The sequence below is a fragment of the Streptomyces sp. NRRL B-24484 genome (genome assembly GCF_000717715.1).
Classification (GTDB): domain Bacteria; phylum Actinomycetota; class Actinomycetes; order Streptomycetales; family Streptomycetaceae; genus Kitasatospora.
The window spans coordinates 26,116-53,039 of sequence record NZ_JOAI01000018.1; the positions used below are offsets into that span (position 1 = coordinate 26,116).

Annotated in this window: 26 protein-coding genes, 1 pseudogene and 1 riboswitch; of the genes and pseudogenes, 12 read left to right on the forward strand and 15 right to left on the reverse strand. The window is 73.2% G+C overall.

What is annotated here, in order from left to right; translation table 11 throughout:
• Positions 1-17 precede the first annotated feature (17 nt).
• Complete coding sequence (locus IE98_RS0117635; RefSeq protein WP_030269991.1) at positions 18-1,493, reverse strand: vWA domain-containing protein; 1,476 nt, start codon at positions 1,491-1,493, stop codon at positions 18-20.
• A gap of 315 nt (positions 1,494-1,808) precedes the next feature.
• Between IE98_RS0117635 and IE98_RS0117640 the strand changes: the two genes are divergently transcribed.
• The 3 genes from IE98_RS0117640 to IE98_RS0117650 all read left to right on the forward strand — a co-directional run bounded on the left by IE98_RS0117640 (position 1,809) and on the right by IE98_RS0117650 (position 3,746).
• Positions 1,809-2,756, forward strand: coding sequence for a MarR family transcriptional regulator (locus IE98_RS0117640; protein WP_159400955.1), 948 nt, complete (start codon positions 1,809-1,811; stop codon positions 2,754-2,756).
• A 116-nt stretch (positions 2,757-2,872) separates the two neighbouring features.
• Positions 2,873-3,256, forward strand: coding sequence for a roadblock/LC7 domain-containing protein (locus tag IE98_RS0117645; RefSeq protein ID WP_324605780.1), 384 nt, complete (start codon positions 2,873-2,875; stop codon positions 3,254-3,256).
• An 85-nt stretch (positions 3,257-3,341) separates the two neighbouring features.
• Positions 3,342-3,746: a hypothetical protein gene (locus IE98_RS0117650; RefSeq protein WP_106976609.1), complete on the forward strand. Its 405-nt coding sequence runs from the start codon at positions 3,342-3,344 to the stop codon at positions 3,744-3,746.
• Positions 3,747-3,880: 134 nt separating this feature from the next.
• Here the strand turns inward: IE98_RS0117650 and IE98_RS44710 are convergent, their stop codons facing one another.
• Positions 3,881-4,072, reverse strand: a complete 192-nt coding sequence (locus IE98_RS44710; protein WP_052390639.1) for a hypothetical protein — start codon at positions 4,070-4,072, stop codon at positions 3,881-3,883.
• An 85-nt stretch (positions 4,073-4,157) separates the two neighbouring features.
• On the opposite strand from IE98_RS44710, the gene IE98_RS49160 reads away from it, so the two are divergent.
• Complete coding sequence (locus tag IE98_RS49160; protein WP_159400956.1) at positions 4,158-4,334, forward strand: hypothetical protein; 177 nt, start codon at positions 4,158-4,160, stop codon at positions 4,332-4,334.
• Between the two features lie 37 nt (positions 4,335-4,371).
• Here IE98_RS49160 and IE98_RS51955 read toward each other — a convergent pair whose 3' ends face one another.
• The 6 genes and pseudogenes from IE98_RS51955 to thiC all read right to left on the reverse strand — a co-directional run bounded on the left by IE98_RS51955 (position 4,372) and on the right by thiC (position 13,560).
• Positions 4,372-4,494, reverse strand: a complete 123-nt coding sequence (locus IE98_RS51955) for a hypothetical protein (RefSeq protein WP_267882340.1) — start codon at positions 4,492-4,494, stop codon at positions 4,372-4,374.
• Positions 4,495-4,590: 96 nt separating this feature from the next.
• Positions 4,591-5,457 (reverse strand): AraC family transcriptional regulator, encoded by an 867-nt coding sequence (locus tag IE98_RS0117665; protein WP_030269996.1) that lies wholly within the window; start codon positions 5,455-5,457, stop codon positions 4,591-4,593.
• A 195-nt stretch (positions 5,458-5,652) separates the two neighbouring features.
• Positions 5,653-5,799: a hypothetical protein gene (locus tag IE98_RS49165; protein ID WP_159400957.1), complete on the reverse strand. Its 147-nt coding sequence runs from the start codon at positions 5,797-5,799 to the stop codon at positions 5,653-5,655.
• A 284-nt stretch (positions 5,800-6,083) separates the two neighbouring features.
• Positions 6,084-8,257: pseudogene (locus tag IE98_RS42590) on the reverse strand (non-reducing end alpha-L-arabinofuranosidase family hydrolase).
• A 264-nt stretch (positions 8,258-8,521) separates the two neighbouring features.
• A complete protein-coding gene (locus IE98_RS0117680) occupies positions 8,522-11,152 on the reverse strand; it encodes an RICIN domain-containing protein (RefSeq protein WP_030269998.1) in 2,631 nt (876 codons plus the stop codon).
• A gap of 590 nt (positions 11,153-11,742) precedes the next feature.
• Positions 11,743-13,560, reverse strand: a complete 1,818-nt coding sequence (gene thiC, locus IE98_RS0117690) for a phosphomethylpyrimidine synthase ThiC (RefSeq protein WP_030270002.1) — start codon at positions 13,558-13,560, stop codon at positions 11,743-11,745.
• Positions 13,556-13,687, reverse strand: a riboswitch (TPP riboswitch). It overlaps the preceding gene by 5 nt.
• Positions 13,688-13,785: 98 nt before the next feature.
• Here thiC and IE98_RS0117695 point away from each other — a divergent pair.
• Positions 13,786-13,989, forward strand: coding sequence for a hypothetical protein (locus IE98_RS0117695; protein ID WP_030270004.1), 204 nt, complete (start codon positions 13,786-13,788; stop codon positions 13,987-13,989).
• 159 nt (positions 13,990-14,148) lie between these two features.
• Complete coding sequence (locus IE98_RS0117700; protein WP_030270006.1) at positions 14,149-15,621, forward strand: flotillin family protein; 1,473 nt, start codon at positions 14,149-14,151, stop codon at positions 15,619-15,621.
• 85 nt (positions 15,622-15,706) lie between these two features.
• Here the strand turns inward: IE98_RS0117700 and IE98_RS0117705 are convergent, their stop codons facing one another.
• Both IE98_RS0117705 and IE98_RS0117710 read right to left on the reverse strand, forming a co-directional pair.
• The gene (locus IE98_RS0117705) at positions 15,707-16,690 is read right to left on the reverse strand and encodes a hypothetical protein (RefSeq protein WP_030270008.1); all 984 of its coding nucleotides are present in this window, start codon (positions 16,688-16,690) and stop codon (positions 15,707-15,709) included.
• 78 nt (positions 16,691-16,768) lie between these two features.
• Entirely contained in the window at positions 16,769-17,479 is a 711-nt protein-coding gene (locus tag IE98_RS0117710) for a VC0807 family protein (RefSeq protein ID WP_234443578.1), read from the reverse strand.
• 210 nt (positions 17,480-17,689) lie between these two features.
• Here IE98_RS0117710 and IE98_RS0117715 point away from each other — a divergent pair, with 210 nt between their 5' ends.
• From IE98_RS0117715 to IE98_RS0117735, 5 genes are read left to right on the forward strand one after another with little or no spacing between them, the layout of a single operon-like run.
• Positions 17,690-18,700 carry a 3-oxoacyl-ACP synthase III family protein gene (locus IE98_RS0117715; RefSeq protein WP_030270012.1) on the forward strand — a complete coding sequence of 337 codons (1,011 nt, stop codon included), beginning with the start codon at positions 17,690-17,692 and terminating at the stop codon, positions 18,698-18,700.
• Positions 18,697-19,437, forward strand: a complete 741-nt coding sequence (locus IE98_RS0117720) for a glycosyltransferase family A protein (protein WP_043174429.1) — start codon at positions 18,697-18,699, stop codon at positions 19,435-19,437. Before IE98_RS0117715 ends, IE98_RS0117720 begins: the two co-directional genes overlap by 4 nt.
• A gap of 11 nt (positions 19,438-19,448) precedes the next feature.
• A complete protein-coding gene (locus tag IE98_RS0117725) occupies positions 19,449-20,903 on the forward strand; it encodes a class I adenylate-forming enzyme family protein (RefSeq protein ID WP_043174455.1) in 1,455 nt (484 codons plus the stop codon).
• Positions 20,900-21,949 carry a cytochrome P450 gene (locus IE98_RS0117730; protein WP_030270019.1) on the forward strand — a complete coding sequence of 350 codons (1,050 nt, stop codon included), beginning with the start codon at positions 20,900-20,902 and terminating at the stop codon, positions 21,947-21,949. The genes IE98_RS0117725 and IE98_RS0117730 overlap by 4 nt, the downstream gene beginning before the upstream one ends.
• A gap of 4 nt (positions 21,950-21,953) precedes the next feature.
• Positions 21,954-22,829, forward strand: a complete 876-nt coding sequence (locus IE98_RS0117735) for an NAD-dependent epimerase/dehydratase family protein (RefSeq protein ID WP_030270020.1) — start codon at positions 21,954-21,956, stop codon at positions 22,827-22,829.
• 53 nt (positions 22,830-22,882) lie between these two features.
• Here IE98_RS0117735 and IE98_RS0117740 read toward each other — a convergent pair whose 3' ends face one another.
• The 4 genes from IE98_RS0117740 to IE98_RS0117755 form a co-directional block, all read right to left on the reverse strand.
• On the reverse strand, positions 22,883-23,083 hold the full coding sequence (locus tag IE98_RS0117740) for a DUF5326 family protein (RefSeq protein WP_030270022.1): 201 nt from the start codon (positions 23,081-23,083) through the stop codon (positions 22,883-22,885).
• A gap of 171 nt (positions 23,084-23,254) precedes the next feature.
• Positions 23,255-23,917, reverse strand: coding sequence for a thiaminase II (gene tenA / locus IE98_RS0117745; RefSeq protein WP_030270024.1), 663 nt, complete (start codon positions 23,915-23,917; stop codon positions 23,255-23,257).
• A 55-nt stretch (positions 23,918-23,972) separates the two neighbouring features.
• Complete coding sequence (locus IE98_RS0117750) at positions 23,973-24,290, reverse strand: cupin domain-containing protein (protein WP_030270025.1); 318 nt, start codon at positions 24,288-24,290, stop codon at positions 23,973-23,975.
• A 97-nt stretch (positions 24,291-24,387) separates the two neighbouring features.
• Positions 24,388-25,338: an LPXTG cell wall anchor domain-containing protein gene (locus tag IE98_RS0117755; protein ID WP_030270028.1), complete on the reverse strand. Its 951-nt coding sequence runs from the start codon at positions 25,336-25,338 to the stop codon at positions 24,388-24,390.
• Between the two features lie 475 nt (positions 25,339-25,813).
• Between IE98_RS0117755 and IE98_RS0117760 the strand changes: the two genes are divergently transcribed.
• Complete coding sequence (locus IE98_RS0117760; RefSeq protein ID WP_030270030.1) at positions 25,814-26,191, forward strand: phage holin family protein; 378 nt, start codon at positions 25,814-25,816, stop codon at positions 26,189-26,191.
• A gap of 16 nt (positions 26,192-26,207) precedes the next feature.
• On the opposite strand, the gene IE98_RS0117765 is transcribed toward IE98_RS0117760, so the two are convergent.
• Entirely contained in the window at positions 26,208-26,636 is a 429-nt protein-coding gene (locus tag IE98_RS0117765; RefSeq protein WP_030270031.1) for an SsgA family sporulation/cell division regulator, read from the reverse strand.
• Positions 26,637-26,924: the final 288 nt, after the last annotated feature.

A 26,924-nucleotide genomic window follows, 5' to 3' on the forward strand; every position in this document is an offset into this window, starting at 1 on the left:
GGTCCGCGGCCCGGCCGTCAGTGCAGGATGCCCGCCCGCCGGGCGGCGACGAGCCAGGAGGGGAACTCGGTGAGCAGCCGGTCGTAGAGCTCCGGGTCCGAGATCGAGTCGATGTCGTCCACGGCGAAGAAGCCCACGTTGTCGACGCGGCGGCCGGGCAGCGTGTCGAAGCGTTCCAGCACCCCGTAGTCGGACTGCCCGAGGCCGACGAACTGCCAGAAGACCGGCTCCTCCACGGCCGCCCGCAGCTCCTGCTCGATGGCCGCGTTCCGGTAGACGCCGCCGTCGGAGAAGAACAGCACCAGGGTCGGGTCCGCCGTCGGATGCGCCCGGACGTGCGCGCGGACCTCGGCGATGACCTTCTGCTCCTCGTTCTGGATGCCGACGAAGCGCATGTCGACCTGGCCCGGCAGCAGACCGTGCCGAGGCCTCTTCGGACGGCCGAACAGGGTCAGCTCGCCGACCCGCACGTGGGTCGGGATCCACTCCGGCAGCTCGGCGAGGTGCAGGTCCGGCAGGCGGGCCGGGTGGGTGGCGAAGGTCCACGCGTGCATCCGGCCGTCCTCGGCCAGCTGCGCGGCGACCGCGGCCATCCGCTCGACCACCCCGGCGACCGTGCCCCGGCGGTACAGCCCGGACATCGACCCGGAGGCGTCCAGCACCAGCACCACCCGGGCCCGGACACCGGCCGCGCCGTGCTTCTCCAGGCTCACCGCGACCTGCTGCTTGCGCAGCGAGAGCCGCTTGCGGATGTCCACCGGCAGCGCCTCCTCCGCGGCCGTTGCCGGCCCGGTGGCGCGTACTTGCGGGGTCGGAGGCGTCTGCGGGGTCGGTGGTGTCCGCGGGGGCTCCGGCTGCGGGGGTGTCGGCTGCAGGGGTTCCGGCGCCGGAGGCAGGTGCGTCGGAGGCAGGTGCGGGGCGGCCGACACCTGCGAAAGCGGCGCGGCTGCGGGCGGTTCGACGGCAGCGGGCGGTTCGACGGCTGCGGGCGGTTCGACGGCTCCGTGGTCGGCGGTGAGGCCGGCCCAGCCGGTGGCCCAGCCCTGGCCCACCGCACGGAACTTCCACTGGCCCGCCCGGCGGTAGAGCTCGCCGCCGACCACCGCGGTCTCCCGGCCGGCGGCGATCGGGAAGTGCGCCAGCGGGTCGCCGGTCCGGGCGTCCGTCAGCAGCAGCTCCAGCCCGCGCAGCCGTCCGAGGCTCCCGTCGTCGACGGTGGCGCAGAGCAGGATCCGATCGACCTCCGGCGCGAGTCCGGCGAGGTCCGCGTCGACCGCGCGGGCAGCGCTCTGCCGGACCCGGCCGGAGGGGTCGGCCGGGCGGGGGCCGCCGACCGCGCAGCCGTCCCCGAGGGCGCGGCCGTCGGCGTCGAGCAGGACCGCCCAGACCCGCACCGACGGCCCGTCCGGCGCCGGCGCCCAGGAGAACGCGGCCCGCACCTCCGGCACCCCGACCATCACGTTGGCGCCCTTGCCCAGCGAACTCGACGTCATCCCGCCAGTCTGCCAACCGGGACGCAGCGGCGGCAGCCCGACGCCGTTCTTGCCGTGGACATTCCACGGAAATCCCGCGGGATATCACGCCGGAATTGCCGCTGTCCATCACGCGGCGGAGTGGCTTGACTACGGATCGACAGGGACGGTTGGATGTCGCACGTTGCCATCGGCGGGGAATTCGCCGGTATTCGGCCGCCGCCGAGGGGGAGTCGTGCATGAATTCGCCGGGACCGGCCGAATATTTCTCCGCACTGCCGCTGCGGGGCTTTTCGTGACCGTTTCCGATCGCCGCGCGGACCGCGGGGCGCGGGCGTGACGGCACCCCGAGCGACGGGCGGTGCGGCGCTGCCCGCCGTGGTGCGGACGGACGCCGCCGGTCGGCTCGCCACCGCCCTCGCCGCCACGCCGGGCGGACGCCCCTCCGGCACCCTCACCGTGCTCGGCGACCCGGGCGGGGTGTTCCACCTCGCCTCCGGCGTCGTCACCGCGGTCGACTCGCCCGGCGCCCCGGACGTGGCCACCCTGCTGCTGCGGTCCGGCCGGGTCAGCACCACCGACTGGGAGGCGGCCTGCCGCGCGGGCGCGGCCGGCGAACGGACCGGTGCGGAGCTCGTCGCACGGGACCTGCTGGGCGCGGCCGAACTCCAGCTGATGTGCACGATGGCCGCCCTGGACGGCGCCTTCGCGGTGGCCGCCGGCCGGGTCGACGGCTGCACCCTGGCAGGTGGTCCGGCCCGGCACCACCTGCCCGCGCCGCAGGGCGTGGACCCGGAGTGGCTGCTGCACGAGACGGACCGCAGGCTCCGCGCGCTCGCCGCACTCCGCCCCCCGCTCTGCCCGCTGCGCGACCGGATCGGCCCGACCACCGGGGCGCGCCGGGAGGCGGCGGCCGGGTCCGCCGGCCGGCTCACCGGCGAGCGCCGGGAGATCCTGCGCTGCGCGGACGGCCGCCGCAGCGCACGGGACATCGCCTTCCGGCTCGGCCGGGGCCTCTACGCCGTCACCGTGGAGCTCTCCCGGCTGCTGGCCGAAGGGCTGGTGGAGGTCGTACCGCACGGGCCCGCCCCCGCCGGGCCGGGAGCGCTGCCGGCACCGGTCGGCGGCACCGGGGTGACGACGGCCCGCCGACCACCGGATCCGCCGCCGGCGTACCAGCCGGCGGGACGGCTGCCGGTCCGCCGGCGGGGTGCCAGCGGGATCAACGACGTCCTCGCGTGGCGGTCGGCCGCCGGGCGGCACCGGCGCGCCCGCGATTCCTGACCGGCCTGCCCCCGCCCCCGGGCATTCGTCCGCAATTCCCGCGCGTCGGCGGGGCGGTTCGGCATGCCCGAGAAATCGTCCGGCACCGGCCGGCACATTCCCAGAACAGGAGAGATGTGAGCAGCGAGAACGGCGAATTGCTCGCCGAAATGCGTGGGCTGCGCGACCGGGTCGCGGGTGTCACCGACCTCGCGGTGGCCGCCGTGGACGGCCTGCTGATCACCGCGGACGCCGAGGACGGCATCGACACCGAGGGCCTGGCCGCGCTCGCCGCCGCGGCGCTCGGGCTCGCCCGACGGGCCGGCCAGGCCACCGGCAAGGGTCTGCTGCACCGGACGGTGGCGCAGTTCAGCCACGGCTACGTGGTCGTCCAGCCGATCGGCCGGATGGGGTTGATGACCGTCCTCGGCGACTCCGGGATGGACATCGCACGGCTGCACACCGAGTCCCAGGCCGCCGCCGACCGGATGGACCGCCTGCTGGCCGCACCCCAGTCCTGACGCACCGCCCGACCGGGCCGCCTGCCCGCACCCCGCCCGAACCACGAGAAGGAGCACCGTGAGCACACCGCAGGGATTCCAGAGCATGTCCGACCGGGTGAACGCCCTGGTCAAGGGCCTCCGCACGGAGGTGCCCGAGTGCCTGGCCTCGGGGATCATCGACATGTCCACCGGCATGCTGCTGTCCGTCGAGACGGTCGACTCGCACCCGCCGGAGGTCCTCGACATGCTGGCCGCCGCGACCCTCGACCTCTTCCAGGGCCGCAACGTGGTGATGATCGAGGGCATCTTCAAGGAGCGGCGCGGTGTGGTGAGCGACCGTCACTACTTCCAGGAGATCCTGGTCAACAGCGACAACCTGGCCCACCTCTTCCTCCGGGTGGACAGCGCCGACGACATCGTGGCCGTGGTCGTCTGCCGCAACAGCGTCAACGTCGGCATGCTCTTCGCCCAGTCCCGCCGGGTGCTGAAGGACCACGGCCGGCTCTGACCCCGGCGCGGCCCGCACCGGCACGTGCGGCGGGTCCGGACTCCCCCGGTTCGGGGGCCCGGACCCGGCGCACGGTGCATTCCGCGGCAGGTGCCTTCGGCGGCGGTCGGCTCGCGGCCGCCGTTCGGCGGCGGTCAGTCGGTGGCGGGTTCGGTGGCTCGGCCCGTACTGCGCTCGGCCAGCAGCATCACCGCGGCCAGCAGGACCACCAGGACCTGCGTACCGCCCCGCACCGCGCCCGGGCCGGCGACCGGGACACCCGCGCGGGGCTGCCGGCCCTCGCCGAGGCCTACCTGGCGTTCGCCCGGGCCAGGCCCGCGGTCCACGCCGCCATGTTCGCGCGCGGGACGGGCCTCGCGTTCGGCAGCGCGGCGACGCCGGCCCCGCCGCGGGCCGCCCCGGACGAACTCCATGCCGCGGTCGGACCGCTGGCCGCCGCCAGCGGCGCCCGACCCGGAGGCCTGCACCGAAGTCCTCCGGAGCACCCTGCACGGCCTGGCCGCCCTCACCGGGAGCAGCCGGCTGCGCCCCGGCGCCCACCGTGCACGGCTCGACCTGCTGGTCGGACTCCTCACCGCGGGCACCTGAGCACCCCCACCCGCCCCGGCCTCACGACCGGACCGGGTCAGTAGTGGATCGCGGACGGCGGCGCCTGCGTGATCACGGTGTCGCCCGAAAATTCGATCTTGAAGTTCGACGGGGCGGACCTGCGGAACTCCTCGATCAGCGCCAGGTGCTCGGGGTTCACCTCTCCCCCGGGATCTCGGTCCGGCACCCACGCTAGCGGCCGGGTCCACCGAGGTCGCCCGGTTCGTCCCCGAGCCGCCATGACCTCCGACGTCCGTCAGGACACCGTCCGCTCCACCGGGATCCAGAGCTGGCTGGTCGCCTCGGACCAGTCGGCCGACGGCCGGGTGCGGAGGATCTCCGGACCCGGGCGGGTGGCGTACGGATTGGACGGGAACCACTCCGTGAAGACGTCCCGCCAGAGGTACTGCAGGGACTGGGGGAACGGGCCGGTGTTCTCGAAGACGGCCCAGGTGCCGGCCGGGACGGCCAGGACGTCGAGGTCCTCCGGAGCCTCGGCCCCGGTCACCACCGCGTGGTAGTAGTCCAGCAGGACGCCCTCCTCCCGGCTGTCGGAGAGGTGCACGACCGCGGAGACGATGCCCTCCGGCTCCTGGTCCGACAGTTCGGTGATGCGCTGCACGGTCTCCGGCGGGACGCCCCCGATCATCTCGGCGATGTGCGGGTTGACCCCCTCGTGGATCAGCGGGACGCGGGCCGTCCGGCCGACGACCCGGAACGCGTCCTTCTCGACGATCCGGTACTTCATGGTGGTGCTCCCTTCGACGACGAGTCGGAAGGACATCCGGGGCTGCGAGTGCAGGACCGCACCCGTCCGCCGGGCCTCGCCGGGGCCGACCCCGTGCATCGCACGGAACGCCCGGGCGAAGGCCTCCGCCGATCCGTAGCCGTGCCGCACGGCGACCTCCAGCAGGGTCCGCTCGCCCGCGAGCACCTCGGCGCCCGCGACGGTGAGCCGCCGGCGCCGGACGTACTCCGACAGCGGGATCCCGGCCAGCGCGGAGAACATCCGCCGCAGGTGGAACTCGGACGTCAACGCGATGCGGGCCAGTTCGGCCGCGTCGATCTGCCGGTCGAGGTGCGTCTCGATGTGCGCCATGACCTGGTTCAGCCGGTCCAGCACTCGGCCTCCTTCCCTTCCGCCCACCACCGTAGGAAGGGACAGCCTCCCCCGACCCGACAATCCGTGCCCGTTCCGGTCGGGTCCACGGGACGGGAGCGGGGGCAGGAACGACGGCCGGACGGAACCGCACGGAGGGGCGCCGCGCCGGGAAGCCCCCTCCTGCCTCCCGGTGCGGCGCCCCCCGAACACCGGGTCTCAGTCCGCCAGCGGCAGGTAGACCCGGTTGCCCTGGGCCGCGAACTCCTCCGACTTGGCCTTCATGCCCTCGACGGCCTCCGCGTCGTCCTCGGGCTCGGGCGCACCGTTGCCATACTTCTCTGTGATGGTTCGACTGATCTTCATCGAGCAGCGGTTCAGTCCGAACCCAGCACGTTCCCTGGTGCCCGACGTACCGACGGCCAACGTCCGCCGGATTCCGGTGCTCACCAGCCCGCGAATGTCGCACACTCCTCGGCGTCACCCTCTGTTCTCGCAGGACCCGCTGATGACAGTCCACGAAAGAGGAACCCCAGCCGACGCACGGCTGGGGTTCCTCTATGCGGTAGTACCGGTCAACAGGTCGCGTCGGGCCCGTTCCTACGTGCCGGCAGGCCGCACCCGATCGTGATCACCGCCGATCGGGCGGGTCAGCGCTGCAGGGTGAGGACGCCGGGCCGGTACGGCAGCTGGTCGTAGGGGCCGCTCGCGGTGGGGGACTTGCCCTGATAGAGGAACTGCAGGTTGCACGGGTCGATGGTCATGGTCTGGTCCGGGTTGGTGCGGACCAGGTCGCCGTGGCTGATGTCGTTGGTCCAGGTGGCACCGCTGTTGGCCTTGCCCGCGAAGGGGTTGCTCTCGGTGGCGGCCTGCGGGGTCCACGAGCCGTTCAGGCTGGTGGCCGTGAACGAGCGGAAGTAGCGCTGCTCGTTCGCGCCCCGCGCCTCGACGATCATGAGGTACTGGTTCCGGTCCTTGACCTTGTAGACCTGCGGCGCCTCGAACAGGTTCTTCACGGTGTCGGTCATGACCGTGGTGTAGGAGGAGCCGAAGCTGCCCGGGAAGTTCCCGATCGGCATGCTCGCCCGGTAGATGGGATCGCTGGAGGTGCGGTAGACGAACGGCCACGCGCCCCACTGGTACGCGAGCACCCAGATGGCCTTCGGCGCGAAGTAGAACAGCGTGGGCGCCACCGCGGCCTGGCCCATCCCGCTCTGCCCGGCGGACGCCATGTCCGACCAGTTGGTGCCCACCCGTTCGCCGGCTGTGCCAGCGCACCCGTGGAGGACCACCGGTAGCTCGACGGAAGGGCGCACGTGCCGCCCGACGCGGTCGGGGTCGGGGTCGGGGTCGGCGCCGGGGTGGACGACCCGGACGACCTGAAGGTCCAGTGCTGGTTGGCAGCACCCCAGGAGTCCCAGATCTGGACGGGGGTGCCGTTGGCGGTCTGGTTGCCGGGGGTTTCCAGGGCCCGGCCGCTGGCGATGTTGATCAGGGTGTAGGAGCCGTCGCCGTTCCGGGCCGCCTTCCAGTGCTGGTTGGCGCCGCCGTTGGAGTCCCAGACCTGCATCTTCGTGCCGTTGCCGGTCTGGCCGCCCGGCTCGTCCAGGACCCGGCCGCTGGCGACGTTGGTCAGCGTGTAGGAGCCGTCGCCGTTCTTGGTGGCCTTCCACTGCTGGTTGGTGGCGCCGCCGGCGTCCCAGACCTGGAGCTGGGTGCCGTTGCCGTTCTGCCCTGCGGGCTCGTCGAGGACGCGTCCGGCGGCACCCATCGCGGAGAGCGTGTAGACGGTGCCGGAGTTGATGCCGCCGTCCGGCGTGCTGTTGCCGGCGCCGCCGAGAGTGGTGAGGGCGGCGGTGTAGGCGGGCTTCTTGTTGCCGTTGCTGTCGAACAGCAGCGGGTTCTCGCCGCCGCGCCAGGAGTCGCTGTCGCGGATGCCCCACACCGTGATGCCGGTGCAGCGGGCGACGTTGAGGCAGGCCTGGACGGCGCTCGTGTAGGCAGTGGGGGACGCCTGGGCGATGTCGAGTTCGGTGATCTGGACGTCCACGCCGAGCGCGGCGAAGCTGGACAGGGTGGTCCGGAAGCTGGCCGGGGGGCCGCCGGCGCCGAAGTGGCTCTGGAATCCGACGCAGTCGATGGGCACGCCGCGGGACTTGAAGTCCTTGACCATGCTGTAGACGCCCTGGGTCTTGGCGTCGGTCCAGTTCTCGATGTTGTAGTCGTTGTAGCAGAGCTTCGCCGAGGAGTCGACGCTCCGGGCGGTGCGGAAGGCCTCCTCGATGAAGCCGTTGCCCAGCACGTTCTGGAACACCGAGCTGCGGTGTTGACCGCTGCCGCCGTCGGCGAAGGCCTCGTTGACCACGTCCCAGGCGTAGATCCTGCCCTTGTAGTGGGTCATCTCCTGGGTGATGTGGTTGTCCATCACACTGCGCAGGGTGGTGGCGTCCTTGATGGACGAGACCCAGTTCGGCAGTTGGGAGTGCCAGACCAGGGTGTGGCCGCGCATCCTCTGGCCGTGGGCGGAGGCGTGGTTGACGATCGAGTCGGCGGCGCCGAAGGTGAACGACCCGCGGGAGGGCTCGACGGCGTCCCACTTCATCTCGTTCTCCGGGGTGACCATGGTGAATTCCCGGTCGAGAACGGTGGAGTACGTCGAGTCCCCGAGCCTGCCCGCGGCCACTGCCGTGCCGAAGTAGCGGCCGCTACCGGCCGCTGCGTCACCGAGGACGGTCGGCGTGCCGGCACTCGACGTGAATGCGGCCTGGGCGACCAGCGGTACGGCAGCACCCACGGCGGCGAGCACCACGGCGGCGGCGATCAGGCGGCGGGTCGCCGGACGGCGGCGATGAGAGCGGTTCTGATCTGGCAACGGCTTTTCCCTCTGGCGCAGTGGGTCGCGGTTCGGCCCGATTACCCATCAGTTGTCGCTGCTCACATGAAGGTTGCCGTGATCGGGAAGAATTTCCTGTCGAGCCGGAGACCGGCGCGGCCCTCGTCCCGTCGGGGCGAAGTCGCGGCGGATCGCGAGGGCGCCCGCGGCGGGGCAGCGGGCCGTTCGGCTCGCGGCCCCGCTCAGGGGGTCGGGTCAGGAGGGGTCGCCGTACTGGAGACCGCGGCCGTTGGTGCCGATGTACACGCGACCGTAGACGTCGGGGTCGCCGGTGACGATGCCCTGGCTGGCGAAGTTGCCCCACTGGTGCGCGTCGTCGTTGACCCGGACCCAGCCGGCGCCCTGGTCGGTGGAGCGGAAGACGCCCGCGACGCCCTTGACGGTGCCGATCAGGTACAGCGCCTGGTACGAGGTGCCCGGAGCGGCCTTGCCGAAGCCGAGGGCGGAGGCGGACTGCACCGAGGAGAGCGTGGTGAAGCTGCGGCCGCCGTCGGTGGAGTGCAGCAGACCCGTGCCGCCGCCGGAGAGCCACAGGTCACCCGCGACACCGGGGACGGCGCTGAGCTTGCCGCTCGGCAGGTTGGAGGCGCGGGCGCCGAAGGTCGCGCCGCCGTCGGTGCTGGCGTAGAGCGTGCCGTTGTTCAGCGAGTAGAAGGTGCTGGCCGAGGACCGGTCGGCGACGACCACGGCCCCGTTGCCCAGACCGTTGACCTTCGACCAGCTCGCGCCCCGGTCGGTGGAGCGGTACGGGGCCTGGCCGGCCTCGGTCCAGACGAAGCTGGAGCCGTCCGCCGCGATCGCGATGCGGCCGCTGTCCGCACTGGACACCGGCTCGCCCCTGAAGCCGTTCCAGGTGTGGCCGCCGTCGGTGGAGAGGGCGCCGTCCTGCTCGCCGCCCCTGCCGACCCGGACCACCAGCGAGGGGTTGGACTGGGCGAAGTCGACGGAAGTGCTGTTGTAGATCGTCGGGTTGACCAGCCGCCCGGACGGCTCCTTCTTCAGGTCGTCGTACACGAAGCCGCCCTGGTCGCCCATCGAGGTGATGAGGGCGGCGGCGCCGGGCGGGGAGACCGCGTCGTACAGCGCCGTCTCCTCCAGCCCACGGGCTCCGACGAACCAGTGGCTGGTGCCGCCGTTGTCGGTCGCGTCGGCGTCCTTACTGGCCCAGATGCCGTTGCCGGTGCCGTACATCACGTGCCCGGAGTCGAACGGGTCGATGCTCAGGGCGGTCATCCAGTGCCCGATGCCGGTGCCGAGGTACGGGGCGATGGAGGCGTCCCGCACGGACTTGTCGGACTGGGTCTTCCAGGTCGCACCGCCGTCGGTGCTGCGGTAGACCTCGTCCTGCGGCCACCAGCGGTCCAGCGTGGTGACCATCACCGTGGACGGCTTCTGCGGGTCGACGGCCAGACCGGAGAACCCGTAGCCGCCCTTGGACGGCGAGATGTTCTTCCACGCCCCGCCGGAGGCGTTGTACTTCCACACCGAACCCGCCGTCACGTCGTTGGGCCCGGGGGCGTTGCTGTACGTCAGGTACAGCGAGCCGTCACCGGAGAGCACGCCGTGCTGCGGCACCTGGCCGGTGGGCTGCCCGGAGACGGCATGCCAGGTGTTGCCGCCATCGGTGGAGCGGTAGAGGTTGGTGGACCTGTCGGCGACGCCGACGTAGATCGTGTTGCTGCCCGCCGGGCCGTACGTCACGAAGGAGATGCCCGTGCCGGAGCTCGCCCCGTCCTTGACGGGGAACGAGGAGACCTGGTTCCAGGTCTGGCCGTGGTCGGTGCTGCGCCACAGGCCGTTCTTGCGGGTGCCCAGCAACAGGGTGTCGTGGTTCGCGGGGTCGATCACCAGGCGCTCGCCCGCCCCGCGGCCGTCCTCGTTGCCGCCCAGCTTGAACGGCAGGTCGGTGCGCTGGAAGGTGCGGCCGCGGTCACTGGAACGCAGGAGCGCGCCGTTGCCGGCCCAGCCGTTGGTGTAGGTGCCCGCCGCGAGGTAGAGCCGGTCGGGGTCGACCGGGTCGGTGGCCAGCGACTCGATGCCCAGCAGGTTCCAGTCCTTCTCGCCGACCCAGTCGGTGAGCGGTGTCCACTGCTCGGCGCCGGTGTCCCAGCGGTACGCGCCACCCATGTCGGTGCGCGCGTACAGCAGGCCCTTCTCCTTCTGGTTGAAGACCAGGCCGGTGACGTAACCGCCGCCCGCCACCGGGGCGTTGTGCCACACGTACGATCCGGCCCCGGTCTGCGCGCCGCCGCTCTCAGCCACCTTCACCAGTTTCCACTGCTGGTTGGCGCCGCCCCAGCCGGGCCACTGGATGACCTGCGCGCCCCGGGCCGTGGAGCTTCCGGAGACGTCCAGGACCTGACCGCTCTTGCGGGAGGTGAAGGTGACGGCGTCGGAACCGCTCACGTCGTCGATCCGCCACTGCTGGAAGGCGGAGGAGCTGTCCGTCTGCTGCTCGGCGGCAGCCGCCTGGGCGGTCGAGCCGCCCGCGATCCCCAGCACCTTGCCGCTGTTGCGGTTGACCAGCTCGTAGTAGCCGTCCCCGGTGGACTTCAGTCGCCACTGCTGGTTGGCGGTGTTCTGGTCGGTCCACTGCTGAATGCGGGTGCCGTCGGCGGTGGAGAAGGCGTTGACGTCCAACACCTGGCCGCTGCGTACCGAGACCAGCCTGTAGTAGGCACCGTTGTCGACCGTCGCGGCCTGGGAGTCCTCGGGTGTGAACATGAAGTACGAGACGCCGGCGAGGGGCACACCGAGCGCCAGAGCGGTGGCGCTCAAACGACGGCGGTGACGCCCGCGGCGCCGGCCGTTCGAGGGGTTGCTCATGGGTAGACGTTCTCCTTGCGAACCGTGCACGAGAGAAGGCGGATCGGGACACCGGAACCGGCCGGATCCACTTCCTTGTGGTCACAGGCTCCGCAAAGGGTTGCCGCGAGCCGGGAACTTCTTCGGGTCACCTCGTGGTCAGGTGTCGATCAGCGTCCAGGGTGACGTCGGCTCCACGGCTGAGCAGTCACCTCGGATGCGGTGGCGCCGGGAAGCAGTACTTCTCCGCAATGCTTTTGCTGATCTCCATCGAGGACGACTCCAGTCTGGAAGCAGCACATTCGCGGCCCGACGACGGAGCAGCGCCACCACGTGCGTCGGTCCGCCGGAGGACTCCACGGCGAATCGGCGGTCCTCGGTCCAGCCCGCCCCCACGAACGGGAACGGCGGGGCAGGCCGCCGGCCGACCCACGAGACACCGCTGAGGAGATGTGCGCCGGTCAGGGATCGATCGGGGAGAAGACCTCGACCACGCACTTCGCCGCGCCGCTGCGTTTGATCCTCGCGTCGCTCGGCTTCGACGCCCAGCGGCGGAGCGCTGCTCCGGGAAGCCCCCTCCACCTCCCGGAGCAGCGCGGTCGGTACCGGTCTCAGTCCGCCAGCGGCAGGTAGACCCGGTTGCCCTGGGCGGCGAACTCGGCCGACTTCTCGGCCATGCCGGCGAGCGCCTCGGCGTCGTAGCCGGAGGCGACCGCGGTGGAGCCGTCGCCGTGCTCGTCGCGGATCTTCTGACTGATCTTCATCGAGCAGAACTTCGGCCCGCACATGGAGCAGAAGTGCGCGGTCTTGGCCGGCTCGGCGGGCAGCGTCTCGTCGTGGAACTCGCGCGCGGTCTCCGGGTCGAGGGCCAGGTTGAACTGGTCCTCCCAGCGGAACTCGAAGCGGGCGTCGGAGAGCGCGTCGTCCCAGGCCTGGGCGCCGGGGTGGCCCTTGGCGAGGTCGGCCGCGTGGGCGGCGATCTTGTAGGTGATGACGCCGGTCTTCACGTCGTCCCGGTTGGGCAGGCCCAGGTGCTCCTTGGGCGTGACGTAGCAGAGCATGGCGGTGCCCCACCAGGCGATCATCGCGGCGCCGATGCCCGAGGTGATGTGGTCGTAGCCGGGCGCGACGTCCGTGGTGAGCGGGCCGAGGGTGTAGAAGGGTGCCTCGTCGCAGATCTCCTTCTGGAGGTCCATGTTCTCCTTGATCTTGTGCATCGGGACGTGGCCCGGGCCCTCGATCATCACCTGGACGTTGCGCTCGCGGGCGATCCGGCCGAGCTCGCCGAGCGTCTGCAGCTCCGCGAACTGGGCCTCGTCGTTGGCGTCCGCGATCGACCCCGGGCGCAGGCCGTCACCGAGCGAGAAGGTGACGTCGTACGCGGCGAGGATGTCGCAGAGCTCCTCGAAGTTGGTGTAGAGGAAGTTCTCCCGGTGGTGCGCCAGGCACCAGGCGGCCATGATCGAGCCGCCGCGGGAGACGATGCCGGTCTTGCGGCGGGCGGTCAGCGGCACGTAGCGCAGCAGCACGCCGGCGTGGACGGTCATGTAGTCGACGCCCTGCTCGCACTGCTCGACGATGGTGTCGCGGTAGACCTCCCAGCTGAGGTCCTCGGCCCGGCCGTCGACCTTCTCCAGCGCCTGGTAGAGCGGCACGGTGCCGATCGGCACGGGGGAGTTGCGCAGGATCCACTCGCGGGTGGTGTGGATGTTGCGGCCGGTCGAGAGGTCCATGACGGTGTCGGCGCCCCAGCGGGTCGCCCAGGTCATCTTCTCGACCTCCTCCTCGATCGAGGAGGTGACCGCGGAGTTGCCGATGTTGGCGTTGATCTTCACCAGGAAGTTGGTGCCGATGATGGCCGGCTCGACCTCGGGGTGGTTCACGTTGACCGGGATCACGGCACGGCCGCGGGCGACCTCGTCGCGGACGAACTCCGGTGCCAGCCCCTCCCGGAGGGCCACGAACTCCATCTCGGGCGTGATCACGCCCTGCTTGGCGTAGGCGAGCTGGGTGACGGCGGCGCCGGCCCGGCCGCGCAGCGGGCGCCGCGGGCGGCCGGGGAAGACCGCGTCGAGGTTGCGGAGGTTCCCGCCGCGCGGCGAGGTGTGCTTGATGCCGTCGTCCTCGGGGCGGGCCTCGCGGCCCTCGTACTCCTCGACGTCGCCGCGCTGGCGGATCCAGGCGTCGCGCAGGGCGGGCAGGCCGCGCCGCACGTCGGGCTCGTAGGAGGGGTCGGTGTACGGGCCGGAGGTGTCGTACAGCGGGACGGTCCGGCCGTTGGTGAGGAGGACCTCCCGGTACGGCACCCGGAGGTCGGGGCGGCTGCCCTCGCGGTGGGCCTTGCGCCAGGCCGGGGTCGGGTAGCCGGTGGACGCGCTGCTGACGCCCCGGCCGGAGACAGACTGCGGCTGTGCTTCAAAGGTGGTCATGAGACCCTCTACTCCCTACGCCGGCATTACCCGGTCAGGTTCCTGCGGTCGGCGCAGCGGTCGGTCCGTGTACCGCGGACCTTTCAGCGCCCTCTCAGCCCGGTGCTCCGAGCTCCCGTTGGTCGCAGGCGGATGCCTGCGACAAGACGTCAACACCGTAGCGGCAGCGTCGTGGCAGGTCCAGACGGGTTCCGGCCAGTGGACGGGCGCGGCAGACTGGCCGGCATGGTGGGCAGCACAGGGCGGGTGACCGGGCGCGTCGGGCCGGGACTGGTGGGCGAGGTGATGGTGTTCGTTCCCGAACGGCGCGGGACGGAGGCCTTCCTGGCGCACCCGGCGGTGCCGGGCGAGGCGCTGGCGGTGGGCACTCCGGTGGTCGTCGTGGAGTACCAGCCGCCGCGCACGGTGTACGTCGCGGCGGTCCTTTGACGGAATCTTGACGCACTCCTGGGCGAATCGCGGCCGCCGGGCCCTTCCGCAGCGATCACCACAGGCGCAGAATCTCCTGCTGCCGCCGGCTACCGCGCCTTCCTGCACACCAGAGCGCAGCCACGGGACACCGGCGTGCCCTGAAGGGGGAATCAGCCGATGTTGATCGGCATCGCGGGGGCCGTCGCGGCTTCCATCGTCGTACTGATCGTGCTGTTCAAGCTCATGTGGCGGGTCGCCGAGCCGAACGAGGCACTGATCATCTCCGGGTCCCGGCACCGCTCCGAGGGGGTCGCGGACGGGCTCGGGTTCCGTATCGTCACCGGGCGCGGCACGCTGGTGCTGCCCGGTGTCCAGGTGGTGCGCCGGCTCTCGCTGGACCTCAACGAGGCCGAGCTGGACGTCGAGTGCGTGACGTCGCAGGGCATCCCGGTGCACGTCAAGGGTGTGGTGATCTTCAAGGTCGGCGACGACCCGGTGTCGATCGCCAACGCCGCCCGCCGCTTCCTCGACCAGCAGAAGATGATGGGCCACCGGGTCCACAACGTCTTCGCGGGCCATCTGCGGTCCATCGTCGGCGGGTTGACGGTCGAGGACATGATCCGCGACCGGGAGCGGATGACCGGGGAGACCCGGGCCGCGTCCGGCAGCGAGATGGAGAAGCTCGGCCTGATCATCGACTCGCTGCAGATCCAGGAGATCCTCGACCCGACCGGCTACATCACCAACCTGGCCGCCCCGCACGCCGCCGCGGTGCAGCGGGACGCCCGGATCGCGGCCGCCGAGGCGGACCGCCGGGCCACCGAGGCCGAGCAGGAGGCGTTCGCCCGCAAGGCCGAGGCCACCCGCAACTCGGGCATCCAGCAGGCCGGTTACCAGGCCGAGCTGGAGACGGCGCAGGCCCGGGCGTTCCAGGCCGGTCCGCTGGCGCAGGCCGCGGCCCGGCAGGAGGTCGTCGTCCAGGAGACCAAGGTCGCCGAGCTGGAGGCGGACCGCAAGGAGCAGCAGCTGCAGGCGGACGTCCGCAAGCCGGCCGACGCCCGGGCGTACGAGACCCGGACGAAGGCGCAGGCCGACCGCGACGCGCGGATCTCGGCGGCCGAGGCACTGGCCCGGGAGACCGAGCTGAAGGCCGCGGCCGAGGCGAACCGGGTGAAGATCGCCGCCACCGCGGAGGCGGAGGCCACCAAGGCCCGCGGCCTGGCCTCGGCCGAGGCCACCCGGGCGACCGGTCAGGCCGAGGCCTCGGCCGCGGAGGCCAAGGGCCTGGCGGCGGCCGAGGCGGCCCGCGCGCTCGGTCTGGCCGAGGCGGAGGCGATCAAGGCCCGTGCGGCGGCCCTGGCGGAGAACCAGGAGGCGGTCGTCGCCCAGCAGTTGGCCGAGAACTGGCCGGAGATTGTCCGGGCCGGTGCGGAGGCCTTCGGCAACGTCGAGCACATGGTGCTGCTGAACGGCGCCGAGGGCATGGGCGAGATGATGGCCAAGGCGCTCACCATGGGCGGCACCGGCCTCGGCCTGGCCCGGCAGCTGCTGGCCGCGATGGGCCCGCAGCAGGCACCGGCCGAGCCGGTGGCCGCCGCCGGGCGCGCGGTGAGCCACGCCATCCCCGTCCAGGAGGGCTCGGAGGGCTGAGCACGGCGGCAGCCCGCCCTCGCCGCGGTGTGCGGTGGGGGCGGGCTGCTGCGTGTCCGGGGGCGGGCGGGAGCGGGATCAGGGCTCAGGCCCGGTAGGCCTCGGCGAGGGCGGTGAAGACGGCCTTGGGGCGGCGGACGCCGTCCTGCAGGGCGACCGCGCCGTACGAGCCGAGGTCGAGGTCGTGGGCCGGGTCGTCGGGACGGTGCGGGGCGCGGTAGCCGGCCCAGGTGAACCAGAAGGCGGCGTCCAGGCCCTCCTCCTCCTCGAAGACCGGCAGCAGCTCCTGCAGGTAGCGCACCTGCTCCTGCTCGTCGCGGACGAGGCCGGCACGGACGGCGGGCGGCTGCGCGGTGCGGTCGATCACGTCCCAGCCGAGGCCGCCGCGGTCGCCGGCTCCGGCGTAGGTGCAGCAGCCGAACTCGGTGACGGCGACCGGCTTGCCGTGGGCGGCGTGAGCGCGCAGCTCGTCGCGGTAGCGGGCGGCGTTGTGGGCGTCCCGGTAGGCGTCGACGGCGACCAGGTCGAAGGGCGTCCAGTCGATCCGCTCCCAGGTGCCGGAGGCGTAGGTGATCCGGCCGCCGAACACGGCGCGGCAGGCGGCGGCGGTGTCGGCGAGGAAGGCGTCGAGGCGGGCGGTCACGGCGGGCATCGTCTGCCGGGTGTCGGGGCGGAGGAGCGCGGCGATCCGCTCGCCGAGGTCGGCGCCGGGCAGGAACCCGTCGGCGAAGAGCGTGAGTTCGCAGCCGAGGACGAGGACCACCTCGGCGCCGGCGGCCCGCAGTTCCTCGGCGCGACGGGCGCAGTCCAGCAGGACGGGCCCCATGGCCCGCTCGTCCAGGCCGCAGGGGAAGGGCGCGAACCAGACCTCCAGGCCGTGCGCGGCGGCGTGCTCGGCGGCGAGGGCGATCCGCTCCGGGTCGGCGCCGGTGATCCGGACGGCCGTGCAGTGCAGGTCCTCGGCGATGCTGCGCATCTCGGCGCGGACCTCGGCCGGGTCGAAGTGCGGCCGGGAGGACTCCCCGTCGGGGGTGAAGCCGGTGTCGTAGTTGATGCCCTTGGCGCGCATGGCGGTCGGTCCCCCGTGGTCTTGGTGCGGCTGGTGGTCGGGTGCTCGGTGCGGGTGCTCGGTGCGGGGCGTGTCCCGTCACTCGGCGTCGGCGATGACCTGCTTGGCGATCCGCTCGGCGACCGTGTTGCCGGCGAGGATGCCGACGCCGATCGCGGCGACCAGGAAGACGGTGCCGAGCCAGGCCATGGTCTCCACCGGCAGGGTGTAGGCGCCGACGACCCGGGCGGTGCACTCGGCGACCAGGACGGAGCCCCAGACGAGCGAGAAGGTCCGCTCCCGGCGGCGGAAGGCGGCCGAGCCGGCGGCCAGCCGGTCCCAGGCGGCGTCCCGGGCGGCGATGCCCTTGACGATGAAGGGCTTCAGGCCGGCGGTCATCAGCGGGCGGCGGCCGAAGGCCGAGACGATGATCGAGATGCCGATGATGCTGCTGATCGCGCCGTCCTTGGCGAGCATCAGCCGCGGGTCGCCGCTGATCGCGGAGAGCGCGATGCCGGCGGTGTTGACCACCAGCATGAGCAGCGCGAGTCCGTTGAGGGTGCGCTCGCGGAGCAGACCGGCGACGGTGCGGACGGCCGGCACGGCGCTGGAGAGCGCCAGCGAGGGCACCAGGCCGAGGCCGAGGGCGCTGTGCGCGGCGAAGTACACGCCGAGCGGGACGGCGACGTCGACCGCGAGCGGCCTGAGCGCCGCCAGCTTGGTGGCGGTGGCCTCGCTGCGGCCGGTCTTCGCGGCCTGCTCGGTCCGCTCGGTCGTGTCGATCGCCGCGGTGGTGGTGATGGTGGCCATGGTGTCCGCTCCCCGTTGTCGGTGGTGCCCTCTTCCCGATGCATCGAGAATCCCGTGGACGGGGGGCCGCCCGGCAGTGCCGGCCGCACCGGGATCCGCATGACGGATGTCACGGCCGCGTCCCGGCAGGGAGGTTGGGGGTGATCGCCGACCGGTCCTGAGTACGGGTACTCAGGCCGTGGCCGCCCGCGTCCCGGCAGCATGGCGGGCATGGACCTTCGATTCCCGAGCGTGGGCATCACCGCGGTGGGCGCCGGCCTGCCGGCCCGGGTGCTGACGTCGCAACAGCTCCAGGACGAGGTGGTGGCCGGCAGCGGACTCCGGCTCCCCGACCGGATGTTCGAGAAGGCCACGGGCATCGTGACCCGCCGCTTCGCCGCCGACGACGAGTACGCCTCCACCCTGGCGCTGGCCGCCGCCCGGAACGCCCTCGACAGCGCCGGGTACGACCCGCTCGACATCGACCTGCTGGTGTACGCCTCCGCCACCCGGGACGTCTGCGAACCCGCCACCGCCCACCTGGTGCAGGCCGAACTCGGCTCCCGGGCGCACGCGTTCGACGTCTCCAACGCGTGCAACAGCTTCATCAACGGCATCGACGTGGCCCGCGCGATGATCCTCGCCGGCCGGGCCCGGCGCGCGCTGGTGGTCACCGGTGAGACGCCCAGCCGGGCGATGCGCCGCGACCCGTCCGGTCTCGCCGACTTCCGGGACGGCTTCGCCGGCTACACCTTCGGCGACGCGGGTGCGGCCGTGGTCGTCGAGCCGGTCGAGCGCGGCGGCATCCTCGACGTGGAGACCGAGACGGCCTCCGAGCACTGGGCGGTCGGCGGGATACCCGGCGGCGGCTCGCGCCACCCGCGCGGCGACGAGTACAGCTACTTCCGCGGCGGCGGCAAGGAGTTGCGCGGCGTCTTCGAGAAGATCGGCGGCGACATCCTGACCCGGGTGGCGGCCCGCACCGGCCTCGGCTGGGGCGCCTACGCCCGGGTGCTGGTGCACCAGGTGACGCTGCCCTACCTGGAGCGCTTCGTGGAGCTCACCGGGGTGCCGGCGGAGAAGCTGGTGCTGACCGTGCCCGAGCTGGGCAACGTGGCCAGCGCCACCCTGGGCGTCCAGCTCGACCGGATCCACGGCGAACTCGCCTCCGGCGACAAGGTGCTGATGGTCGGCCTCGGCGGCGGCGTCAGCCTGATGACGATGGTCTGGGAGGTGCCGTGACCGCGCTCTGGGTGGTCGTCCCCGCGTACCGCGAGGAGGTCCGGATCGGCGGCACCCTGCGCGCCCTCGCCGCGCAGCGGGACACCGACTTCACGCTGCTGGTGGTGGACAACGCCTCGGACGACCGGACGGTCGCCGTGGTCGAGGAGTTCGCCGCCGGCGCGCCCTTCCCGGTGCACGTCCTGGTGGAGCCGGAGAAGGGGGTCGGCTGCGCGGTCGACACCGGGTTCCGGCACGCCATCGCGCACGGTGCGGGCCTGCTCGCCCGCACCGACGCCGACTGCCTGCCGGAACCCGGCTGGACGGCCGCCGCCCGCGCCGGGATGCTCGCCTCCTGCGGCCTGGTCTGCGGCCACATCACCGCCCGCCGCGACGAGCACGGGCCGGTCGGCCGCCGGGTGTTCCGGGCCCTGGTGGTGACGGGCGCCTTCTTCGGCCGGATCCGTCCCGCGCACCACCGCCGGCACGGCTACCTGGTGCCCTACCGGATGCACGCGGGCAACAACATGGCGATCACCGCGGCCCTGTACGAGGCGGTCGGCGGGATGCCGCGCCGTCCCTCGCCGACGGACCGCACCTTCATCAACCGGGTCCGCCGGCACACCACCGCGATCGTGCAGCAGCGCGACATGGTGGTGCAGAACTCCACCCGCCGGATCCGCGCCTACGGTGTCCTCGGCACCGCCCGCTGGTACCTGGAGCGGGGCAGCGGCGGCCGCTCCGTCGACCCCCGATGAAGGAGCCGGACGTGCTCGACCACCTCAGCCGGGTGCTGCGCGAAGGCGCCGACCGGCCGGCCGTCCTCGGCTGCACCCGCAGCGGCTCCGTCCGGGTCCGGGCCCGCTGCGGCGAGATCGCCGACCTCGCCGACCGGTACGCCGCCGCACTGCACCACGGCCACGGGCTGACCGCCGGGGACACCCTGGGCGTCGCCGTCCGGCCCGGACCGCGCGCCCTGGCGCTGATGCTCGCCGCGCACCGGCTCGGTCTGCGCGCCGCCGTCCTCGACCCGTCCGCCGGTCCCGACGTGCTGCTCGCCCGCCTCGAACTGGCCCGGCCCGCCCTGGTCGTCGCCGACGCCGCCGCGCAGGCCGTCGCCGGCTGGGCCCGCGGCCTGGCCCGCCGCGCCTCGCTGGAGCTGCCCCGGCTGGACGCGCTCGGCCCGGTCGCCACCGCCGGTCCGCGCCGCCCCGGCTGCGCCCCCGCCCTGCGCACCGTCGGCGGACGCCCGCCCGCCCCGTACGACGGGGACGGCGACGCCGTGGTCGTCTTCACCTCCGGCACCACCTCGGCCCCGCGGGCCGTGGTGCACACCCGGGCCTCGGTCGCCGCCGGGATGCGGGCCGTCGCCGGGCTGGTCCGCCCGCAGGCCGGGGAGGCCGTGCTCGGCGGCACCTTCTTCGTCCTGGTGCCCTCGCTGGCGGCCGGCGCCACCGTCGCCCTGCCGGCCCGCTCGCCGAAGGTGCTCGGCCGGCAGGTCCGCCGTCTGGAGCCCGCCGAGACGTACCTGACACCGCCGCAGCTGCGCGGCCTCGACCACCTCACCGGCCGGGTCTGGACGGGCTCCGCCCCCGCCTCCGCCGAACTGCTGCGCCGCGCCAAGCAGGCCGGCGCCACCGAGGCCTGGGGCGTGTACGCGCTCACCGAACTGTTCCCGGCCGCAGCCGTCGAGGAGTCCGAGAAGTCCGCCTTCGACGGCGACGGCGACCTGCTCGGCCACCCGCTGCCCGGTGTCACCACCCGGCTCGCCGACGGCGGCGAACTGCTGCTCTCCGGGGCCGCCGCCCGCGACCGCTATCTCGGCGAACTCCCCGACCCGTGGGTGCGCACCGGCGACCGCGCCCACCTCGACGCCGACGGCCGGATCGTCCTCGCCGGCCGCTGCAAGGACATGGTGCTGCGCCGCGCCGAGAACATCTACCCCGGCCTGTACGAGCCAGCCCTGCACCTGCCCGGTGTCGAACTCGCCCTGCTGGTGGGCGTGCCAGCCGGGGACGGCGACGAGCGGCTGGTCGCCCTCGTCCAGCCGCGCCGCGGCACCGACCCGCGGCGGCTGCGCGCCGACCTGGAGCGCCCGCTCGCCCGGATGGGCAGTGCCCGCCCCGACGCCGTCCTGCTCGGCGAGGTGCCGCTGGCCGGGCGCTCCCGCAAGCCCGACCGGGCCGCCGCCGCCCGGTTCTGCGCCCGCGAGCTCGCCCGGTGAGCCCCGCGGACACGGTCGCCCGGGCCCGCACCCACCGCACCGCCCGGCGGCTCGACCGCCGGGTCTACCAGGCCTCCCACCCGGTGCTGTTCGCCCTGCTCGCCGCCACCCGGCGCCGCCCGGTGCTGCGGCTCGGCCGCACGGTGCTGGTGCACGGCGCCGAGGCGTACCGCGAGGTGCTCACCCGCGTCCCGCTGGACCGCACCGCCGAGGGCACCACCGGCGGCGCCGCCGCCCGGCGGACCGACGGCGGGCTGCTCTTCGACCAGGACGGCGGCGAGCACCGGGCCGCCCGCCGCGACCTCACCGAGCTGCTCGGGGCGAAGGGCACCGAGCAGCTGCGCCCGGTCTGGCGGGCCGTCCTCGACCGCCGTCTGGGCGCACTCACCGGCACCGTCGACCTGGTGGACGTCGTCCGGGAACTCGCCGGGGCCACCGCCGCCGCGCTCACCGGCAGCACCGCCGGTCCGCTGCACCTGGCCCTGGCCTGCGCCGACGCCGCCGCCGAGGCCGCCCGCGAGCACCTGCCCGGCCTGCCCCGGCGCACCTCCACCGCGGCCGCCGAGCACCTCAACTCCCTGCTGCCGCACGGCCGGGACGCCATGCTCGCGGTCGCCGCGGTCAACACCACGATCGCCGCGCTGCCCAGGGCCGCCGCCTGGTGCGCCCGGGCCGGCCTGTGGGACGGGGTCTCGCCCGAACTCGCCGTCGAACTGCTCCGGTTGACCGCCCCCTCGCCGCTGCTGCCGCGGGTCGCCGCCGGCGACGGCACCGCGGACGGCTGCCCGATCGGCCGCGGCGACCGGCTCGTCCTGGTGGCCCGGCACGCGGCCGGCGCCCACCGCACCGGGTCCGCCGACCCGCAGGCCGCCCAGGCGGTCTTCGGCGCCGGCCCGCACGCCTGCCCCGGCGCCCGGCTCGCCCGCGCGCAGCTCACCGACTTCCTGGCCGCGCTGGCCCCGCACCGGCCTGTCGTCGTCCGGGCCGCGGTGGACCGGCGTGCCGCCCTGCCCGGCTACTCCTCGCTGCTCGTACGGAAGGGCTGACCGCATGCTCCGGATCGCCGTGACCGGCGCCAGCGGCTTCTGCGGCTCGTACGTCGCCCGGGCGGCCGCGGCCGGCGGCGCCGAGGTGCGCTGCCTGGGGCGCCGCCCCGGCCCGGTCGGCCGCCACGTCCGCTGGGACGCCGCCGCCGAGGCCCCCGACCTGGCCGGCGCCGACCTGGTGGTGCACTGCGCGGCCGCCGTCGGCGACCACCCGCCGGGCTCCCCCGCCGAGGCCGAGCAGCACGCCGTCAACGTGGACGGCACCGCCCGGCTGCTGGAGGCCGCGGCCGGTCTGCCCGTGGTGTTCGTCTCCAGTGCCAGCGTCTACGACCCGCGTGCCGACCGCGCCCTGGTCCGCGAGGACCACCCCACCGCGGGCGGCCACCGCAACGCCTACGGCCGCACCAAGGCCGCCGCCGACCGGCTGGCCCTGGCGGCGGGTGCCGTGGTGCTGCGGCCGCGCGCCGTCTACGGGCCCGGCGACCCGCATCTGGTGCCGCGCCTGCTGGAACGGGTCCGCCGCGGCCTCCTGCTGCTGCCGGGCGCCGACGTCCCGCTCAGCCTGACGGCCGTCCAGAACCTGGCCGACGCCTGCCTCGCCGCCGCCGACTGGGAGCCGAGCGCGTACAACATCGCGGACGCGGCGCCGTACCGCCGCGACGCGGCCGTCCGCACGGTGCTGGCCGGGCTGGGCGTCCCAGTACGGATCGGCCACGTGCCGACCGCCGCCGCCGAGTTCGCGGCCCGCCGCGGCCTGCTGCCCGGGCTCACCCCGTACGCCGTCGACCAGCTCGCCCGCCCGGTCGTCCTGGACACCGCGAAGGCCGTCGGCCGGGGCTTCCGGCCGCGGTGGGAGCTGGCCTCCGCACTCGCGGCCTGACGCGCCCGGGCCCCGGACACCGTGGGGTGTCCGGGGCCCGGGGGTGGTCCGGCTCAGCTCTTGGCGGCCTTCTTGACCAGGATCACCACCGCGGCGCCCAGGCCGACGACCAGCAGGACCTTGATCAGGAATCCGATCAGCGAGCTGACCACGCCGACCACGAACCAGATCAGGTTCCAGGCCAGGATCAGCACCAGGATCGGGACGACGATGTTGCGCACCCACGAGGGCAGCGACTTCCAGAGCTCGGCCATGTCCGTTCCTTCTCTCCCCTCGGGCTCGGCGCCGGTCCGTCCGCCGCTTTCCCGCTCGCTTCCGATGCTTCGATCGTAGGCGCCACCGGGAGCCGGATCGAGGGCCTGCGGCCCGGAGAGAACCCGGAGATCACCCCGAGGCCGGCCACCGGGTCATCCCTCACGGGGAGATCAGACCGGCCAGGTCTCACCGCGCCAGGCGGCGTCCCAGAACATCCACTCGTAGCGCGAGGTGGTGGTGAAGTGCCGTACCGCCCGGCGCCGTTCGGTCGGGGAGATCTCCTCGCCGAGCCGGTCGGTGAGGTCGAGCACCCGGCGGACGACCGACTGGAAGGCCTCGTCGCCGTAGGTGGCGATCCACTGGGCGTAGAGCGGGTCGGGGGAGGACTTCGCCAGCAGCTCCTCGCCGACCCGGGCGTAGATCCAGTAGCAGGGCAGCACCGCGGCGACCGCCTCGGCGAAGGACCCGCCGTGCACGGTGGCCAGCAGGTAGCTGGTGTAGGCGAGGGTGGTGGGCAGCACCGGTTCGGCGGCGGCCTCCTCGGCGCTCCCGCCGAAGGCGGTGAGGAACGCCCCGTGCATCTCCTGCTCGGCCGCGAGCGCGCCCACCGCGTCGTCGGCGAAGGCCCGCACGTCGGCCTCGTGCGGCGCCTTGGCGGCGCAGACGGCCAGCGCCCGGGCGTAGTCGCGCAGGTAGTGCGAGTCCTGCACCACGAAGTGGCGGAAGGCCTGCCGGGGGAGGGTGCCGTCGGTGAGGCCGGCCAGGAAGGGGTGGGCCAGGATCTCGTCGTAGACCGGCTCGATCGCCGACCAGAGTTCGTCCGTCAGGGCCACTGCTCTCGCTCCTCGTGTCGGGTGGTCGCGCCCGGCCGCCCCTATCCGGCGGAGGTCAGTCCTCGGGCGGCGAGAAGATCACCAGGACGCGCAGCTCCTCGGTGATGTGGTGGAAGCGGTGCGGCACCCCGGCCGGCACGTAGACGACGCTGCCGCGGCCGACGGTGGCGGTCTCCCGGCCCACGGTGATCTCGGCCCGGCCGCTGATCACCTGGTAGATCTCGTCCTGGGCGTGCGGGGCCTGGGTGTCGGTCTCGCCGGGGGCGAGCGCGTACAGCCCGGCGGACATGTTCCGTTCCTTGAGGAACTGCAGGTAGGAGCCCTGGTGGGCGGCCCGTTCCGCGTCCAGCTCGTCCAGCCGGAAGACCTTCATCGCGCGCTGCTCCTCTCCGGGTCGGGACCATTCAACACCCGGACGGCCTCCGGCCCGGCACCCGCACGGGGTACCGGGCCGGAGGGACGTGCGGACGTCAGGCGCGGTGCGAACCGGCGTTGCGACGGCGCAGCACGACCAGCGTGCCGACACCGAGCGCCAGCACACCGGCACCGGTCGCCGCGATCACACCGGCGTGGTCGCCGCCACCGGTGTTGGCGAGGCGGTCGCCGGCCTTCGCCTTGGCCTTGGTGACCGTGGCGGTGGACGGCTTCTTGGTCGGCACCACGCCGCCCGGCTTCACGGTCGGCTTGTGGGCCGGCTTGGTGGGCTTGCTGCTCGGCTTGGCCGAACCGCTCGGCTTGGCCGAACCGCTCGGCTTCGCCGAGGTGGAGGCCGACGCGGAGGCGGAGGCGGAGGTGCTCGGCTGGGCCGAGGCGGAGGAACCGCCGCCGGCCGCGACGATGGCGAACTCCTGGGGCTCGCCGACGACGGTGTTGCCCGCCTCGGCCTCCTCGTCGTCCAGCGCGAACAGGACGGCGAGGGACTGCGCGACGGCCGCACCCGGCTTGGCAGCAGCGCCCAGGCTCAGGCGGACGTCGATGTCCAGGGTCTCGCCCGCACCGACGAACAGGAAGGAGTCCTCGTCCGGACCCTCCTCGCCGAGCTGGCCCAGGATGACCGCGACGCTGCCGTCCTCGCCGCCCTCGACGGACGCGCTCAGCCACTTGCCGCTGTCGGGGTGCTTGTACTGGACCTTCACCTGGCCCGCGGTCAGACCGTTCTCGGCGCCGAGGACGACGGCCGGGATGAGCAGCGCGTCGCCACCGGAGTTGGCGATCTGCTCGGTGAAGGTGGCCTCGGTGCCGCCGGCGGTGACCTGGGCGGGGAAGTTCTTCAGCGTCACGCTGCCGCCCGCCTTGGCGGCGGCGGCGTGGGCGATACCCGGCGCGACGGGGGCGGCCAGGGCGGCCGGGGCGGCGAGGACGGCCGCTCCGGTGACGAGCGTCGTGGCGGCGGATATCGCCAGGGCACGGCGCAGCTTCATGGAAACCTCACAGGTCTGCCGGCACACCCGGTGTGCCGGCACGGGGGAGTGTCATGGGGGCGGCATCCGTGGATGCCGCGGACCCGCGGTGTTCCGCAAGATCGGAGCCGGATCGTATCCATATGAATAAGTGCTGGATAAGGCCGGGGTGCCCACTGGGAGTTCGCACCCCCTCCATCACTTCAGCACGCCGTGTACACGACATCAGCGCCTTCGCCAAGCGCCCACCGACGCATCGTCAGCACACGGGCCCACCTCCGGAGATGGATCTTCGGACACCGGGCGGCCGAGGCCGCTCCGGACGGGCGCCCGTCGACGGACGGGCGGGGATCCCGCACGCCCCACCCCCACCGGGACGTGACAGGGATCACATCACCCGTCGACGGGCGGCCGCCCGTCCCGGAACCGGTACAGCTCGACGCCGTGGCTGCCGGGAGCTTCACAGCAGGCCGACGGCCTGCCACCATCCGGTGCCATGAAGAGTTTCGTGATCAAAACGCTCATCAACGCGGCGGCCATCTGGGTCGCCGCCTGGATCGTCGACGGGATCACCCTCTCGGACGGCAGCTGGGGCCACCAGGCGCTGACCGTGATCGCGGTGGCGCTGGTCTTCGGCGTGGTCAACTTCCTGATCAAGCCGTTCGTGAAGCTGCTCTCGCTGCCGCTGTTCGTGCTCACGCTCGGGCTGATCACCTTCGTGATCAACGCGCTGATGCTGTGGCTGACGTCCTGGGCCTCCGACAAGATCGGCCTGGACTTCCACGTCTCGGGCTTCTGGTCGGCGCTGCTCGGCGCGCTGATCATCAGCGTGGTCTCGTGGGGCCTCGACCTGGCGCTGGGGGACGACGACTGAACCGCCGGGCGGGACGTCAGCCGGCGTTCTCGCAGCCGCCGCTGAGGATCAGGTCGAGCTGCGCCTCCAGCTCGACCTCGCTCTCCTCCTGGCCCATCGGCACCAGGCGGTCGGTGCGGGCCAGGAAGGCGATCAGCGGCGGGGCGGGCGCGTGCAGGGTGGCGTCGCCGTCGGGCGAGCGGAGCACCACGCCGATCTCGGTGAGGTCCTCGCCGATCGGGTGGATGTGGACGTCACCCTCGCCGGCCGGGCGACTGATGCCGTCGACCAGCAGCTCGCGGGCGAAGTACCAGGTGACCGGGGCGTCCCCGGGCAGGTGGAAGGTGAAGCGGACCGCGTACGGGTCGTCGGTGTCGTAACCGAGGTCGACGGCGATGCTGACGGAGAGCTCGTCGCCCGCCACGAGGTTCATCACCACATGGCCCTGGACTGTGCTGCTGTGCATGCGCGCGCTACCTCCGCGATCCGTTGGTGTCGCCTGCCCCGGCTGGCGGCCATTGCAGCACAGGGACCACCCCGCTTCAATGATTACAGCGGGTGAAGACGCCAATTGAGCTTCAATTCGAAGGCCAAAGTCTATTCATATCTTAGCGATCGACCACACCCTTAGGGGCGACCTTCGAATGGAAGATCCAATACCGTGACCGCCCGGACCGGCTCGAACACGCAGCGGCACGCCGAATCATCCGTTCGGCCCAACGTTTTCCCCCCGTTCGCCCAAGTGTGCGAGTTT